Source organism: Pseudarthrobacter sp. YAF2 (assembly GCF_052113345.1).
Lineage (GTDB): Bacteria > Actinomycetota > Actinomycetes > Actinomycetales > Micrococcaceae > Arthrobacter.
This window is the reverse complement of the sequence record NZ_JBFRDA010000031.1, coordinates 1-16,129: the sequence shown is the minus strand read 5'-3', so window position 1 is coordinate 16,129 and position 16,129 is coordinate 1. Positions and strand designations below refer to the sequence as shown.

The window sequence follows — 16,129 nt, the reverse complement described above, 5'->3', positions numbered from 1 at the left end:
TCACCGCGGTCCGCTTCGCTGCATAGAACTCAGCAAGTTCGGTTTCTACCAAATGCTCTCGCGGGTTATAGCGCCCTGCCATTACGTCGTTGCGCAGTTGCGTCAACAAGTCAGGAGCTGCCCCATGGCTGTTATTCGGCACCGTCCACCTCCTTACCTCTGTCCCCGCACGCCCGTGCGCCTCAGTGCTTCCGGATGGGAGGCAAGGGAACTAGCACTGCCTCGCCCCGGCGCTTCCCATCCGAAGACCTAGTCTTCCAAGGAAAGTAAAACATGTGGGCAACAGAACTGTCAAAAAGTTGTTGACAATATTGTGGTAGGGGTCCTAGTCTCAGATGGCAGATATCACTACCCATAGAAGGCGGACATGGAAACCCAACTCACTTTCACTCGTAGTCAGATCTTGGAACGGCTGCAGAAGACGATTGCTTCCGGACGTGCCATCGTCACTGCAGGCGCGTCCTGCGGCCTCATTGCCCAGGCCGCCGAGGCTGGCGGAGTAGACCTCGTGGTCGTTTACAGCACCGGTCGCAGCCGCATGAAAGGGTTGCCCACCACTCTGTTGGGACACTCCAACCCGATCACGCTGTCCATGTTCCAAGAGATCGAGAACGTTGTAGATAACACTCCGATCATCGGCGGCGCTGAGGCAGGGGACCCGACGTACCGGAAGTTGCCTCGTCTAATTAATGATTTCCGCACCACGGGCTACCACGGCATCATCAACTTCCCCACAGTCGCGGCAGACATGAAGAAGGCCAAAGCCCGTGAGCACATCGGCCAAGGCCTTCCGCGCGAGGCGGAAATGATCGCGCTTGCACGCTCCCAGGACTACTTCACCATGGCCTATTCCTGGACCGTCGAGCAGGCCATCATGAACGCTGCCGCCGGTGTCGACGTCCAGGTCGCTCACGCAGGCTGGTCCGCTGGTGGCACAAAGGGACGCCAGGACGCACCCTCGATCGAGGAGTCAACGGAACTGACCCAGGCAATTATCGAGGCCACCTGGCGGGAAAACCCTGACGCAATTTGCCTCGCTCACGGCGGAAGCATTGTGGATCCGGAAGACGCGAGCTTCCTCTACGAGAATTCCGGCGCGCAGGGTTTCGTTGGCGCGTCCAGCATCGAACGGTTGCCGGTCGAGCGCGCGGTGAAGGCCACAGTTGAGGCGTTCAAGCAGCAGACAGTCCGGCCGCGCAACGTCACGGTCGGATCCTGATCCTTTCCGTTGCTGAGCTCCAGAAGGAGCGGACCGGCCGGGATCCCGGCTAGTCCGCTCCTTCTGGAGGTACCCCCAACCCATGGAGCTTGCGATGACCCATTCATCCCCCGTTGATGGCACCGCGAAGTAGTCAAAGGAAATATGTAGAGATGGAAGAAACAGTGGACTTTGGAGCCAGCTACGGCGTCGGAACCAACAGTGGACCCCGCATCGGGCTTATCGCCACGCTCGACAGCAAAGAGGGTGAAGCCCTTATTCTGGCAAAGCGGATTCAGGATCACGGCGGCGTACCGATTCTGTTCGACACCAGCTTGGGACCAAAAGGCAGTACCGCAGCGTACGACGGCGTTCTCGTGTCCCGCGAGCAGCTCGCCAAGGAAGCCGACACAACCGTTTCCGAACTTGTCGCGTTGGGCCGCACGGAAGCCATGCCGATCGTAGCCAAAGCAGCGTCCGGCATCATCTCGCGCATGATCACGGAGGGGCACATCGCTGCCGTCGTCGGCGTCGGTGGTGGAACAGGCGCGTGGCTCTCCCACGACATCCTGCAGAAGCTGCCCTTTGGCTTCCCCAAACTGGTTGTGTCAACCGCCTACGGGAAAGATGCCAGCTACGACATCATGGCACTGCCCAGCGTCGCAGACATTGCCGGCATGAACCGAGTGCTTCAAACGGTATTCACCAACGCAGCGGCAGCAATATGCGGCATGGCCCGCGCTATTCCGGCTCAAAACGAAGCACAGCGGCCCACAGTCGCCGTCTCCATGTTTGGTGTCACAACCAAGGGCGCCAACTACCTCCGCCAGAACCTGGAAGCCCGTGGATTCGAGGTCATCACGTTCCACTCCAACGGGACCGGGGGCCGAACGATGGAACGGCTTATTGCCGACGGGGAAATCTCCGCCTTGGTGGACTGGACGACCACGGAAGTTACCGATCAGGTTGTAGGAGGAGGTTGCTCTGCCGGGGACAAGCGCATGGACGCGGCTGCCGCTGCAGGAATACCTCAGATAGTCGTTCCAGGCGCAACCGACATTATTAACTTCATTCACAAGGTGCCGGAGGGCTTCGAGAATCGGCTTGTCCACTGGCATTCCCCGGTAGCAGCCCTAGTTCGCACTTCCGTCGCCGAAAGTGACGCCATCGGCCATTGGATGGCCTCAAAGCTGAACCGATCAACCGGGAACGTCAAGATAATCGTCCCAACGGAGGGATACTCAGCGATTGACCGCGAGGGTGAGGTGTTCTACTCCCCGGAAGCTGACGCCGCCTGGGTTCGCGGCCTGAAGAACGAGCTACGATCGGACATACCCGTGGTTGAAGCTCCCCTGCACATCAACGATGAGGCCTTCGCAGCACTCGTCGCAGACGCCCTCGTACAACTGATTGAGGATCAATCGAGCGCCGCAGTCCAAAACCCAGCCGTCACGGTAGGCAACTGATGCCTGTCTACAGCCGGGAAACACTGCGGAGCGACCGACTCCCGTGGGTTGAAGTTGACGACTTTCAGATCTTCAGCCTGGCTAAGTCGGTCGGACCTTCGGTCCCCACCGGGCCGGACAGCAACGGCTTTACGCCCTACTGGGGACCCGCCGGTCCGCTGGCCAGTCAAATAGCCCTCCAGAAAAGCGCAGCTCGGGACCGGGTTGTTGTTGTTTCCGGCCAAGTCCAGGCAATCTCTGACTCCGGCCGGACAACCCTCTTGAAGCGGGACTTCATCGACATCCCTGAGTCAGGACTGACGCTCTACAACGTTGGGACATCCGCGGCCGAAGTTGTCAGGATCCAGGGACATTGGGAGGAGTCGCTCCGTACCGAGATCTGCCTGTTCGATAGTGGGGCCCCCTGCACCTATCACTATCACGACGGTGACGAGTACTGGTTTGTGTTCCGCGGTCACTTCAACCTGCGCTACGACAACCGGGACTTCGCCATGCGCCCGGGCCTGATGCTGGCCGCCGGGATGGGTCTGGAACACGGAGTTCCGGATCCCGAGGAAAAGTTCGAAGCAGTCGTGATTGCAACACGGTTATCCGGTAAAGGGCGCGACGGCATGCTGGTCCGCGAACTGCATGGGGATCCTGTCCCTTCACGTGCTGTTCCGGAAAGCACGTGGACGCGTTCGGAACTGGTTGCCGGTACTAATTCAACTACGGTGACTTCCGCCACGAAGTAGCCCGCCGGTCATCACGTCGATTTCCCGTTTGATGTTGTGTTGGACATCTCTGAAACGGTCTGAAGGACTCCTTTACGATGCGGCCCCTGCCTTGAGATCTCCGGGCAGGGGCCGCTCCCATTCCGGCACCTGGTACTCCAGCCAAAGACGGGAAGACATTGTTGGGGCCGGCCGGGTAGAGACCCTGCAGGTCAAGGACGTCGCGCGCAGCGCCGGAAGTTCTGTCAAAGTGAAAAGGAAAAAGCCGTGCCCTCCAGTCTCTCGCGTCCCGAGCCGCCGCCCAGTGCGGAAAGCAGCGACGGGCCACCCGTAACGGCCGATAACGAGGGTCTCCGAAACAGCCCTATTCCTGCTGGCACGAAACGGTTCGGAGCCCTCCGAAACCGGAATTCCCGCCCATACCTGTTTGCCTCAGGCCTTGCAATGATGGGCGATAACGTAGAACACGTCACCACATATTGGGTTTTGTGGGAGAGGTTCCATTCCCCCGCCCTCGTCGGCTTTGCGGTTATCAGTCACTGGCTTCCCTACCTGGCCCTCTCTGTTTACCTCGGCGGGCTAGCCGACATGTATGACTGCCGACGGCTTATCCAAATCGGCCAATCTTTGTTCATCTTCGCGTCCTTGGCCTGGGGCGTGCTTCTTTTGACCGGCACCCTGCTGGTTTGGCAGGCTTGCGTTCTGCTGGTTCTTCATGGGCTGGCCGGAGCCATCTGTTCACCCGCCGAGCAGCTGATGCTTCGCGATTTTGTGAAGGAAAGTGAGTTGCCTGGAGCGGTGCGGCTCAACGCCACGTTCCGCAGTCTCGGTGTACTTGCGGGGCCAGTCGTCGGATCGGCCCTGATGCTCGCTTTCGGTGCGACCGCTGCTATCTTCGTGAACGCACTTTTCTACCTGCCCATGACCATCCTGATGACGCGTACGCCCTTCACGGGACACTCGCGCGCGGTATCGAGTGGGGCGGGTACCGTTCGCGTCACACTGTCCAGCACCCTTGGGGTGCTTAGGACCGTAGGAAAGGACCGGTCTCTTATCAGTGCTTTCGCTTTAGCCGGCCTAACTGCTTTGACTGTTGGCGGAGCCATACAAGTATCCATGCCCGTCTTTGCCAAAGAACTAGGTGCTGATGGGGCCGGAGTCGCCTATGGTGCCCTTTTACTTGCAAACGGTGCAGGAGGCGTTGTGGGCGGATTCATCCTGGAGGCTTCCGGAATCATCCGGGCATCCATTCGGACGGCGGCATTGAGCACAGCGCTATTCGGGGCGATGATTCTGACGTTTGTCCTCGTTGACATGTATGCCGCTGCCGTCGTCGCCCTGGCCATTGGCGGCATGGCCAACATCGCGTCGATGTCCGTCACGCAGAGCATCGTCCAACTCCAGGCCCCACCGGGGGAGCATGGTCGCCTCTTCGGCGTTTACAGCATGGTTGCGAACGGGTTCCGGACAGCGAACGGCATCACCTTGGGTGTACTCGGAGCACTTCTCGGCATCCCCAACTCGCTTGCCCTCTGCGCGGCCATTCTCATCGTTGGCGCCCTCTTAGCCGGCCTTTACGGGCGGGGCACGATGAGAACCCAACACTGATGTTCCCGTCCTGCGCTGAGACTGGCCTAGTTTTAGGATCGCAGCGGGAAGCCTCGAGTCGCCAAGGCCAACAACAAACGTTCCTGCTCGGGCGTAGCCGGGAGTGAAGGTTCTCAGCCGCGCCATTCATCTATACAGGAACCGGCGATGGCATTCTCAGCTGAAAAGGCGAGCCAACGGAGTCTCTCTTGCGCCACGTCGCCGGCCGTGTAAGGGACGAGCTTGCTTCGAGCCAACCCGCGTCAGCCGCACTACGCCCTGTTTCCTGATGGGGAGGCGGCGGTGTGGTGTCTTTGTCCCGGATGGCGAGTGAGGAGGGTTCGGAGCGGTTTAGGTTTGTCGATGCCAGACTCCAGGGAGCCCGGCACAGGGGGGCGTTCCATTCATCATTCCCTCCTCACTCGACAGCTAGCGGATGGTATATCCGCCATCAACGACGAGTGTGTGACCGGTAATCATCGATGCGGCTCCTGTAAGTAAGAAGGCGACGGCCCCGGCGACGTCCTCAGGCTCGCCAAATCTCCCGGCAGGAATTCGTGATAGAAGCTCGTCCGCCCAGTCCTGGCGGCCGAGAGTCGACGCGGTCAGCTCCGTCCTAACGAAGGTGGGGGCAACTGCGTTTACGCGGATTCCAGCAGAGGCCCATTCCAAAGCAAGAATCCTGGTGAGGTGGATCAGGCCCGCTTTGCTCGCTCCGTAGGCTGCGCGTTCTTCAATGCCGACGATGCCGGCTTGGGACGCGATGTTGACGATGGAGCCTTGTGAGCCGCTTCCGGTCCAATGCCGTGCGACCTCCGTGGAGAGAAAGAAGCTGCCCCTGAGATTCGTGTCGAAGACGCTGTCCCAATCCGCATCTGTGAGGTCCAGCGCAGGCTTGGGTACATTGACACCTGCATTATTGACAAGCAGGTCTATACCGCCACTGGCGGACCAGAGAGATGATACGAAGGCCCCGATGCTTCCGGTATCTGCGAGATCGACGGGAAGGCACGGCGTACCGTAACGGTCGCTGACCCGCCCGGCGCTGACGCTGTCACGGCTTGTGCCGTAGACAGTGGCACCGCAATCGGCAAGACCGTCTGCGATCGCTTTGCCAAGCCCACCGGCGGCGCCAGTCACCAGCGCCTTCTTACCGTCTAGACGAAAGTTCAGCACTTCTGGCCCCTAGCCTTCGAAGGTGTGATCTGACCACGCAAGCGCCTCACCGCGATATTTTGCTGCCCGGGCGTCACCTGAGCGGGCATGGCCCTCAAATCGTTCCACGCGAGAGGCGCGGCCGCAGAGCTCGCCAAGGAACGCGCTCGACTCGGTGTTGGTTACTTCCTGATAGGTGACTGTGCGGAGGTATTTACCGACCCAGAGACCTCCTGTGTACCGGGCGGCGCCGCGGGTGGGCAGCACATGGTTCGTGCCGATGACCTTATCGCCGTAGGAAACGCAGGTTCCTTCCCCCAGGAACAAGGCTCCGTAGTTGTGCATGCTTTCCAAAGCTTCTCGAGGGTCCCGTGTAAGAATCTGCACATGTTCATAGGCATACTCATCGGCGAGGACATAGGCGTCGTCGAGGCTTTCGACGACGTGAATCGCCCCCCAGTCTCGCCACGCTGGCTCCGCGTAGTCCCGCGTGGGCATATCCACGAGGATTGCCTCAATGTGCTGTATGACCTTTTCCCCGAGTTCCTCACTGGTGGTGATCAGCACAGCAGGAGAGTCCGGTCCATGCTCGGCTTGGGACAGGAGATCGACGGCAACGATGAAGGGATCTGCGTCTTCATCGGCCACAATCAAAACTTCGGTGGGGCCCGCGAAGAGGTCAATGCCAACCTCACCAAAGAGCTGCCGCTTGGCCTCAGCGACGAATGCGTTGCCCGGGCCGGCCAGCATGTTGACCGGCTTGATGCTCTCAGTTCCAATGGCCAGGGCAGCAACCGCCTGAATGCCGCCGAGGAGGTAGATTTCATCGGCACCGGCGAGGAACATCGCTGCCACGGTAGCGTCCGGTACCTCTCCCTGAATGAGAGGCGTGCAGGCGGCGACGCGTTCAACGCCTGCTACCTTGGCGGTGATGATGGTCATGTGGGCGCTAGCCAACAGCGGGTACTTGCCCCCGGGGATGTAGGCGCCAGCGGCTTGGACCGGAACATTCTTTTGCCCAAGGAAGACCCCTGGCAGAGTCTCGATTTCGAAATCCGCTAGCGACTCCAATTGCTTCTGGGCCATCGTCCGGACCTGCTCCTGAACAAATTTGATGTCCGTGATGGTCTGCTCCGGGACGCGTCCGATGATTTCCTGTAACTGATCAGGACTGAGCAGAAACGAATCGGGGTCATGGTTGTCGAACTTCAGGGAGTATTCACGAACTGCGGCGTCGCCTCGTTCGCGAATGTCCGCAATAACCTTTTCTACTGTCGCGCGCACCTCGGGGGTGCTCCCACGGGTCACGCTGCTCTTGGCCGGCTCCTTCAGAAATCGGTGGCTAACGGCAGAACTGGACGTGTTTACGAGTGTCATCTAATTTTCTCCATCTTCGTCGACGCATGCCCGGGGGCTGGCCGGGCAAGTTTTTGGGTGGGGGAGCATCGTTACCGGTCAGCCAGGACCATCAGGACATCATCGGATAGCCAGTGGGTTGACGGGGGAACCCACGGCGCCAGTGACGGTAATGGGCGCACCCACAAACAGGAATTCGTAGACCCCGTCTTTGGCGCAGGCGGCGGCAAGCTCTTCAAGGTCGAACATCTCACCGATATGGATTCCGCGGCCCTGGAGGATCAGCACGTGCAGGGGGCTGCCGATGCCTGCCGCCTCGGTCTGCGCAGGGATGACCTCGGCGGCGAAAGTGTCGGTTGCGACGGCGGCAACATCGCGGGTGCAGAGGAAATGCGCAGCAGATACTCCGAGTCCTGCTGCGACCCCCGCGGAGAATTCATCACCCCAAGATCCTCGTGCCTTCACTGCGCCCAGTCGGCCCGTTCGGACTAGTAGGAAGTCACCTGGCCCCACTTCCACTGACTGGGACTCGCAGCACTTCTCCAGGTCTTCGTTTTCGATCGCCTCCCCGGCCTTGAGCCAGTCTCGCCCTAACATGCGTGGGATGTCGAGCAGCACTCCTCGGCCGACCATTCTGTCCTTGGTGGCAGTAATGGAATTACGCAGGGCGCCAAGACTTGGGACGTCTTCAGGGGGCCGTCCTCCGTACATTTGACCGTTATAGAAAATGTGGGCCAGCGCGTCCCACTGCGTTGTGCACTGCAGTGGCATCGTTATGACGTCATCGGTATATTGGAAGCCCCGCTCGCCTTGGTCAAACGCCCGGCGGACATCACCGCCGTCGCGCGTCATCAGGTGTACGGGTGAAAACCTCGGATATGGCGGATTCGTTGGGCCTTCTCTTTCTATCGGCAGGGCCAAGGAGAGAACTTGACCCGATTTCACCAAGCCGGCAGCATGTCCAACTTTTTCATTTGTAGCAAAGTTGAGAGTGCCAATTTCGTCATCGTCGCCCCACCGGTCCCAATTCAGGTACTTGTCACGGATTTGTTGAAATACCTCTGCGGTCACGACCTGGCCCTGCGTGGTCATCGTTCCTCCTTCGTATAGATCACTGATTGCAGCTGCGCCACTGCCTATTTCAGTTGAGAGCGCCTTGCGGCTGGCCCATCTCCCGCTACCGGTCCTACGACCAAATTCCCAGCAACCTCGCGATGTTCCCGCCGCGAATCCGGGCGAGGTCGACCGGGGTCAGTCCCTCAACATGCTCGAGATAGGTCAGTCCTTCGGTGTAGCTGTAGAGGCAGTTTGTGCGGGTGAAGTCAGATGCCCAGATGATGCGCTTCGCACCGAATGCGTGAACTAGAATGCGGATCGCGTCATGGATGTCAGGGAACGGGAACGTAGCCCGCGAGTAGGCCGGTGCTGCGGTGATCTTGACGTGGACATTGTCGTGGCGCGCGAACGGAAGAACCAGCGGAAGTTCTGCGAATGGTTCCTCGGGCAAGGGCTCAATCGGAGGCGCAGAACTGAGGCCGAGCTGATCGACTACAAAGTTCACGCCGGAGAACCGATCGAAAGTCTCGTGCACGTTCGATGGGAGGGGGTGGGTCATGTTGAAGAACACCGTCATGCCTAGGTCGCCCGCTGCCGCGAACACATTGTGGAATCCGTCGGCGGCAAAGGTTTGCCAACCGAGGCCCGGGATCCGTATGCCTCTGAATCCCTGCGACCTGAGCTCCTCAAGATGCTTCGGCAGATCTGTACGGGTGTAGTCGACGGCAGCGACGGCGGATAACCTGTCCGGATATTCAGCTACTGCTTCGGCTTCAAGGGTCACGTCTGTCCCGTAGACCATAAGAGGTGCCAGGACGGCACGGCGGACCCCTGCAACTGCCAGCTCGTCCAGCGCAAGCGCGGCCGGGCAGGACAACGAAAGCTGAGCTCGAAAGACCTTCTCAGCCGAGGCCACCTTGCCCGCCCAGGGATCAGGTATCCAAGGTCGGTCGGGTCGGTCGGTCAACCAGATATGCACCTGACTGTCAATGATTTCGGCGTCGGGGGATTCATGGTTTTTGGAGGATTCGGAAATCAATGTCAGCCCTTCACCGAGCCCGCGGTGAGACCAGCAATGAACTGCTTGGAAAGGAATAAGTACGCAACCATGACCGGTGCTATGGAGAGGGTCACTGCTGCAAAGATGAGGCCCCACTCAGCCTGGTAACTTCCATAGAAGTTCATGATGCTCACGGGCATTGTCACCGTGTTGGGCCCCGTTGAGAGCACAAGATTCACGAAGAAATCGTTCCAAATCCAGATGCCGTTCAGGATCACAACCGTCGCCAGCGCGGGACGCATCAGCGGGAGCATGATCCGCCACAGCGTGACGAACCGGCCGGCCCCGTCCAGCCAGGCGGCCTCTTCAAGTTCCCGCGGCAGGAGCGCGAAGAATGGTGTGAGGATAAGGACGCCGAGAGGCAGGTTGAAGATGGTGTATGCCAGCACAACCGAAACGTGTGTGCCCAAGATATGCAGGTCGCGCAACATAACGAAGAACGGAAGGATGATCAGCTGAATCGGGACGACCAGACCGGCCAAAAAGGCGACCTGGACCGCGCGCCGGGTGGCGAATTCGAATCTTGACAGCCCGTACGCCGCGAGGGCAGCCAGGGCGGTGCTTAGCAGCACAGAGGTGACGGTGATGATGACGCTGTTGGAAAAGGTCAGCGGCAGGTTCGCTTGAGTCCACGCCTCACTGAAGTTGGCGAAAGCCAATGGGCGAGGCAGCGCGATGGGCTCACTGATGAGCTGTGATGTGGTAGTTATCGAACCCAGAAATAGGAACAATACCGGGACCAAAACGAGGGCACACGCGGTGACCATGGCCAGGTGCCATGTAGCTCTGCCCAAAGTACGAGGTGTGGTTGAATTTCTCACAAGTCTTTGCTCCTTCGGGCCATCATGACGTTGAAGATGGACGTCACGCTTAGAACAATCACGAACATCAAAAGGCCTTCTGCGATTGCATAACTCAGGCGCGGAGTCCCTGCTAGACCAGACGAAACCCCAAAGGCATCTGAGTAGATCTGGGTGCCCAGAACATTGGTCGCACCATCTGGCGCCCCAGTGGGCCCGCCAAGGGAGTAGACGAGGTCGAAAGTTCGGAACACGGTGATGAATGAAAGCATGGTGACGGTCGTGAAGGCCGGCGTGAGATAGGGAAAGGTCACGCTCCTGAACACACGCCACGGGCTGGCCCCGTCCACCGTGGCAGCTTCTTGAAGTTCACCCGGAACGCTTTTCAGTCCCGCGGTGTAGATCACCATGGCGATGCCATTCCATTGCCAAAAGACAATAAGGGAAACTGTGAATAAGGCGAGCGAAGGATCACCCAGCCAATCCCGTTGAAGTCCTGTGAGCCCGATCTCCCCAAGGAGCGAGTTGACCACGCCCACTTCAGGGCTCAGCATCCGCCGCCAGATGAACCCCATGCTGAGTGCGGACGTCACGACGGGCAGCACCAGGAGTGCTTTGTAGATGACGGCGGCCCGGCCGGGCCGGTTGAGCAGGTGGGCGAGTCCCATCGAGACAGTGTGTTGCAGGACGAAGACGACGGCAAAGATGAAAAGGTTGTTGAGCAGCGCTTTGTAGAAGTAGGGGTCACGAAGGGCCTCCGCATAGTTGCCGAAGCCGATACTGGGGCCGACGTTGCCGGCACCTGACCAGTCAAATTGGCTTAGCATCGCCGCGCGCACGAGGGGGTACAGGAAGAAGACGCCGTAGAGACCGAAAGGAAGTGCCAGGAACCACCAGTGGACGTAACGTCTAGCCCTTAACTGCTTCCTGCCCGAGGGGCCGTCAGCGCCGGGAGGGTTCTTCGGGCCTTCAATTGCGGGCGACGTTTCTCGTACGGCTATTGACTCCCTCACGGCCGCGCTCGTGGGGCGTCTGACGGTCATGCCGACGGCCTCACTGTTGCCTGCATTGCTGCGGCGGCTGCCGCGGGACTGGTACGGCCTGTGAAAGTTCCGATGCCTTCCTTCGCGAAGACCGGGAAGGTCCCGTTGGTTTCGGGACGGTCGAACCAAACCGGGATCTGAACATCGCTCATTTCGAGCATGTGCTGTTTGAGCGGCACGTTGGGCGTCACGCCCTGGATAGTCGGAAGTGACAGCCGGTCCGCTACGAGCTGTTGCGCAGCCGGTGTCGCCAGCCATGCAATGAACTGAGCCGCTTCGTCGGGGTACTTGGTCTGTGAGTTGGCGGTGTAAATGAGCTCGGTACCGAAAAGAGTTGCCGGCTTTCCTTCCACACCGGGGGGCGGCATATGCGGGAACATGCCGATGTCGTCCTTTGCGGTCGTCTTCGCGAAGGCTGCCAAATCAGATGTGCCGCCGATGACTATGGCGGATCGTCCCTGAACGAAACTCTCCTTCGCTTGGTCGGTTGTCTGATTCAACCAACCTTCCTGGAAGTATGTCCCGAGTTTACTCAGGAACTCCGTCGCTGGAAGCAACTTCGCATCGGTTAGCTTTATCCTGCCTTTAAGGAAATCCTGAAACCCATCAACCCCGAGAATCGCGCTGACCATGCCGGTATATGCCATGTACGGACCGATGGCTGTGGCTCCACCAGCAGCAACAGTGATCCCCTCAGCCTTGAGTGCGTCCAGTACCTGCAAAAATTCAGCGCCGTTCGTCGGCGGTTTGACCCCGACCTTTTCCAACAGGGATGGCCTGTAGTAGTTACCTACCGCAGGCAACGCGAGGGGCGCACCCCACACCTTGCCATCCAGGACGGCCTGCTGTTGGGCTTGCGGGAGCATGCTGTCACCGCTGACCTTGCCGGTGAGGTCGTTGATCTGACCGCTTGCCGCAAGGGTGGTGACCTGTCCGCCAGGCGACAAGCCAATAAGATCAGGTGCCGTGCCAGCAGTGAGTGCTGTGTTCAGTACAGAAGCGTACGTGTTGAGAGGCTTGTAAACCGCCTCAATCTTGATTCCGGGGGTTTCTGACTCGAACTGGCGGAGGATCGAATTGAGGTCATCTGCCCACTCCGGGTGATTCCCCCAGAGAGTCAGCGTCTTTGTCCCGGAGCCGCCCGATCCCCCAGAATCATTGGCACAGGCCGCGAGTCCCATGCCAACCGTTAATCCACCGGCGGCCGCCAGGAAGCCCCTCCGTGAGAGTTCTGGCTTCGTGTATTTATCGAACATCGATTGCTCCAATTGGTGTCTTGTCTTGAGGCTCGTCGGGCGTCGACGTCGGAGGCGAGTCCCGCATGACCGGGAATATAGCCGCGCCGTTGGCACCAGATAGACGACCTGTGCTGCCCATCTCCGTTGACCGGCTCTGCAGTGAAATCGGGCTTCGGTGGGACAATCCTGCTCGCGTAAAACATGAATGTCAACAAGGTTGCGAAGATTATGTCAACAATCATGTGGACATAACCGCCTACGCGCCACATACTAATGAGGACGTCAGTTTCACGGCTCGGCGATCAGACACTAGAAAGGACTCTGATGTGACTACATCCTCGATAACCGTCCCCAGAACCACTCTCGGGCGATCAGGCATCACCGCTTCGCGTCTAGCCTTGGGCACTTGGGGCTTCGGCTCCGGCAGCGCCGCAGCTGCACAGGTGGGGGACGATGAGAACCTCATTTCTGTGCTTCAGACCGCCTTTGAGGCCGGCATCAACATGCTTGATTCCGCGGATGCTTATGGCAACGAGGAACGCTTGGGGCGCTTGCTAAAGGAAGTGGACGTCCCCAAAGATCTGGTGATCGCAACCAAGTATGGGCACAACAAGCCCTTTGGGGGCGCTGAGCTTAGGCGCAGCGCCGAGCAAAGCCTCAAAAATTTGGGACTGGAGAGCCTGCCGATCTTCATGATCCACGATCCACGCGGTGAAGAGGACATGGCCACAATTTTGGGGCCTGGCGGAGCCCTCGAGGCGCTCCGAAAGCTGCAGGAGGAGGGGCTGGTCGGCGCCATCGGTGTAGCGACCGGCACTCTGGCACCTCTGCGATTGGCGGTGGATAGCGACGAGTTCGATATGATCCAATTCCCCCGTCTGTATACCCTTCTGAACCCTGCTGCGGCCACGACCGGCCTTTTGGCTGACGCCAAGGCCAAGGGCATGGCTACGCTTAACCCGGCCCCGTTTGGTGGCAATATTCTGGCAACAGGAGCCGTCCCCAACGCGTTGTACTGCTACATGCCGGCACTGCCGGAAGTTGCCCAGGCAGTCGCTTCAATGGAGGAGCGTGCCGCGGAGTTGAACGTACCTCTGGCGGCTGCTGCACTGGGATTCTCACTCACCCAGCCGCTGGTGGACGCAACCATCATTGGCGTGAGGAACGCTGCCGAGCTGAGGACCAATATCAACACCTTTGGTCTCGCGGTAAGCCGCGAGGAACTGGAATCCATCGCTGCAGCCGGGCACGTCGACGAATACTTCATCGGGGGCCCGGAGTACCGATCCTCCTGGCCTCCGGGTCACGCTCTCCCGGAGTGAGGGCTAGGCAGCGAAAGTAGCTCTTACACTCCACATCCAGCTCCGAGACGCCACTACTTTGGTAAACCCATCAGGTGGCAGTTGCCTCCCTTCACTGCAGGAAGATCTGATCTGCCCCTGGGGAGATCGATCTGTCAGGTCCGAGGCCAAGCGCGGCCACAGGTGCCGCCGCTGACCGACGAGTGTTCCCCGATCACTCGTTCATGCGGCGGTACCGCGGGCTTCACCCAATGTCCTGCTCGTTTAGAGCGTGTTGAACTCAGCTCTCGGACACCTTGAGTGGCAGTCAGTTTTTGGAAATTTAGCATAAGACCTTGGCCGACGGCAGGATCCGCCCTGGCCAAGGTTCAGGCTCCAACCAGAAAATAAGGTGGTTTTACCATGGAAGCGACTTCTCCGGTTCCTCGTGCAGTACTTGGCCGGTCGGGCATCTCAGTAGGTCGCCTGGCCCTGGGGGCATGGGGATTTTCGAATCCTGATGCTGCAGTTGCGGCTCAGGCAAAGGACGACGACACAATAGTCGAACTGCTCCGGATCGCCTTCGACGCAGGCATGAATTTGCTGGATTCTGCCGAAGTGTATTCAAACGAGGAACACCTTGGCCAGCTCCTCAAGCGTCTCGATAACGTTCCCGAGGACCTGGTTGTTTCGACGAAGTTCGGGCACGGCAAAGGCTTTGAGGGCGATCAGATCCGCCGGACCGTGGAGAGGTCGCTTGACGCCTTCGGCATGGAAAAGATTCCGCTCTTCATGCTTCACGATCCACGAACATCAGAAGACATGTCATTCATCCGAAGCACTCGCGGGGCCCTTCCTGCACTTCGAGATCTTCAGCGCCAGGGCGTGGTTGGCAGCATCGGTATCGCAACCGGCACGTTAGGGCCCCTGCTGGAGGCCGTTGAGTGCGATGAATACGATGTTGTGCAGTTCCCGCGGTTGTACACGCTGCTGAATAACGCCGCGAAGACTTCCGGCCTATTGGAAAAGGCAAAGGAGAAGAATATAGGCACCATTCTCACCTCGCCTTTCGGGGGCAACATTCTGGCAACTGGTGTTCGGGGTGTCGATACCCCTCAATACGGTTTTTCGGCGGCACTGCCCGAGGTAGTGGATGCAGTAGGCCGGATGGAAGCGCAAGCAGACCTGCAAGGCATCGTGCTCTCAGACGCGGCCGTTGCATATCCGCTCCACGAGGAACACATTGATGTCGTGGTTATTGGGGTGGCAAGCCCGACGGAACTCGTGAAGGACATCGGAGCTGCGACCAAGGTGTTTGACCCCGAAGTCCTGGCTGCAGTCGCCCGGTCCGGAGCAATCGATCCGTACTTTCTCGGTGGCCCGGACTTTAAGTTGCCGTTCCCGGCCGACCGTGTCCCGGTTACGCCATAGTAACCGGGCAATAAGTTCCCCCGTGTAAAACGCATGTAGGACGACCTGACATCGAAGTGCGTGTGTCCTTCGACCTATCGCAGGCTGCACACACTTCGGCGATCGAGGTTCGCCCCACCAACCATGCCTACCTGATTGCCAGTGGGAGGGCGGTTGTCGCCGGGCCGGCCGCAAAACTATTACAACCGAGAACATCACCCCTGCTTCCAGGCACACGCCATCGAGGTTGAACCGTCATAAGCGTTGGAACGCCCGCGCCGCCGCACCCTCCCCCCCGGCGCTCTACGGGGCAGCTGCATTAGCAGCTGCCCCTGCCTAATCCGAACTTCGCGGCAAGCTCTATTGAGGAAGATCGCCTCGATCAGAATTCCTGCAGACGCGAGTTCCCGCAGTAGCGTCTGCTCGCGTGCTTTAACCCACGGCAGGGTTCAATTCGGGAATCCACGGCTGAGAATTGGGAACCGTTGGGACAGCTCCCTGGCAGCAGTAGGGGTGGATAACCTATGCAAATTATTGCCGGCTGTGGGCGGCGACCGGACTACTCAGTGAGATCAATTCCGGTTGTTCCGAGGACCAGGCAACGAACGAGCGTCAGCCTTGGGGTGTAGCTAAGGCGACGGAGTCTCAAGGAATTCCGTTGCACAAAGCTTGCAATATTCGACCGCCGTCTCGCCCGGACTGAGCTATGGAATGCAAGGTGTCCCCGAGGTTGCGAGGACGGGGACACCTTGCAGCTTGTAGTGATC

13 protein-coding genes are annotated in these 16,129 nt (G+C 59.3%); 6 read left to right on the top strand and 7 right to left on the bottom strand.

What is annotated here, in order from left to right; all coding sequences use genetic code 11:
- Positions 1–367 precede the first annotated feature (367 nt).
- The 4 genes from AB4Y79_RS21190 to AB4Y79_RS21175 all read left to right on the top strand — a co-directional run bounded on the left by AB4Y79_RS21190 (position 368) and on the right by AB4Y79_RS21175 (position 4,985).
- Entirely contained in the window at positions 368–1,219 is an 852-nt protein-coding gene (locus tag AB4Y79_RS21190) for a phosphoenolpyruvate hydrolase family protein (protein ID WP_441866095.1), read from the top strand.
- Positions 1,220–1,335: 116 nt separating this feature from the next.
- A complete protein-coding gene (locus AB4Y79_RS21185) occupies positions 1,336–2,664 on the top strand; it encodes a Tm-1-like ATP-binding domain-containing protein (protein WP_441866099.1) in 1,329 nt (442 codons plus the stop codon).
- A complete protein-coding gene (locus AB4Y79_RS21180; RefSeq protein ID WP_441866093.1) occupies positions 2,664–3,398 on the top strand; it encodes a hypothetical protein in 735 nt (244 codons plus the stop codon). Before AB4Y79_RS21185 ends, AB4Y79_RS21180 begins: the two co-directional genes overlap by 1 nt.
- Before the next feature lie 345 nt (positions 3,399–3,743).
- On the top strand, positions 3,744–4,985 hold the full coding sequence (locus AB4Y79_RS21175) for an MFS transporter (RefSeq protein ID WP_441866097.1): 1,242 nt from the start codon (positions 3,744–3,746) through the stop codon (positions 4,983–4,985).
- 408 nt (positions 4,986–5,393) lie between these two features.
- Here AB4Y79_RS21175 and AB4Y79_RS21170 read toward each other — a convergent pair whose 3' ends face one another.
- The 7 genes from AB4Y79_RS21170 to AB4Y79_RS21140 form a co-directional block, all read right to left on the bottom strand.
- Positions 5,394–6,104, bottom strand: a complete 711-nt coding sequence (locus AB4Y79_RS21170) for an SDR family NAD(P)-dependent oxidoreductase (RefSeq protein WP_441866091.1) — start codon at positions 6,102–6,104, stop codon at positions 5,394–5,396.
- 45 nt (positions 6,105–6,149) lie between these two features.
- A complete protein-coding gene (gene hisD, locus AB4Y79_RS21165; RefSeq protein ID WP_441866089.1) occupies positions 6,150–7,496 on the bottom strand; it encodes a histidinol dehydrogenase in 1,347 nt (448 codons plus the stop codon).
- 99 nt (positions 7,497–7,595) lie between these two features.
- On the bottom strand, positions 7,596–8,567 hold the full coding sequence (locus tag AB4Y79_RS21160; RefSeq protein ID WP_441866087.1) for a cyclase family protein: 972 nt from the start codon (positions 8,565–8,567) through the stop codon (positions 7,596–7,598).
- A 94-nt stretch (positions 8,568–8,661) separates the two neighbouring features.
- Positions 8,662–9,570, bottom strand: a complete 909-nt coding sequence (locus tag AB4Y79_RS21155; RefSeq protein WP_441866085.1) for an amidohydrolase family protein — start codon at positions 9,568–9,570, stop codon at positions 8,662–8,664.
- Between the two features lie 2 nt (positions 9,571–9,572).
- Positions 9,573–10,334: a carbohydrate ABC transporter permease gene (locus AB4Y79_RS21150; protein WP_441866083.1), complete on the bottom strand. Its 762-nt coding sequence runs from the start codon at positions 10,332–10,334 to the stop codon at positions 9,573–9,575.
- 74 nt (positions 10,335–10,408) lie between these two features.
- A complete protein-coding gene (locus tag AB4Y79_RS21145; protein WP_441866081.1) occupies positions 10,409–11,434 on the bottom strand; it encodes a carbohydrate ABC transporter permease in 1,026 nt (341 codons plus the stop codon).
- Positions 11,431–12,690 carry an ABC transporter substrate-binding protein gene (locus AB4Y79_RS21140; RefSeq protein ID WP_441866079.1) on the bottom strand — a complete coding sequence of 420 codons (1,260 nt, stop codon included), beginning with the start codon at positions 12,688–12,690 and terminating at the stop codon, positions 11,431–11,433. The genes AB4Y79_RS21145 and AB4Y79_RS21140 overlap by 4 nt, the downstream gene beginning before the upstream one ends.
- A gap of 380 nt (positions 12,691–13,070) precedes the next feature.
- Here AB4Y79_RS21140 and AB4Y79_RS21135 point away from each other — a divergent pair, with 380 nt between their 5' ends.
- Complete coding sequence (locus AB4Y79_RS21135) at positions 13,071–13,994, top strand: aldo/keto reductase (RefSeq protein WP_441866077.1); 924 nt, start codon at positions 13,071–13,073, stop codon at positions 13,992–13,994.
- A 381-nt stretch (positions 13,995–14,375) separates the two neighbouring features.
- Positions 14,376–15,383 carry an aldo/keto reductase gene (locus AB4Y79_RS21130; RefSeq protein ID WP_441866075.1) on the top strand — a complete coding sequence of 336 codons (1,008 nt, stop codon included), beginning with the start codon at positions 14,376–14,378 and terminating at the stop codon, positions 15,381–15,383.
- Positions 15,384–16,129 lie beyond the last annotated feature (746 nt).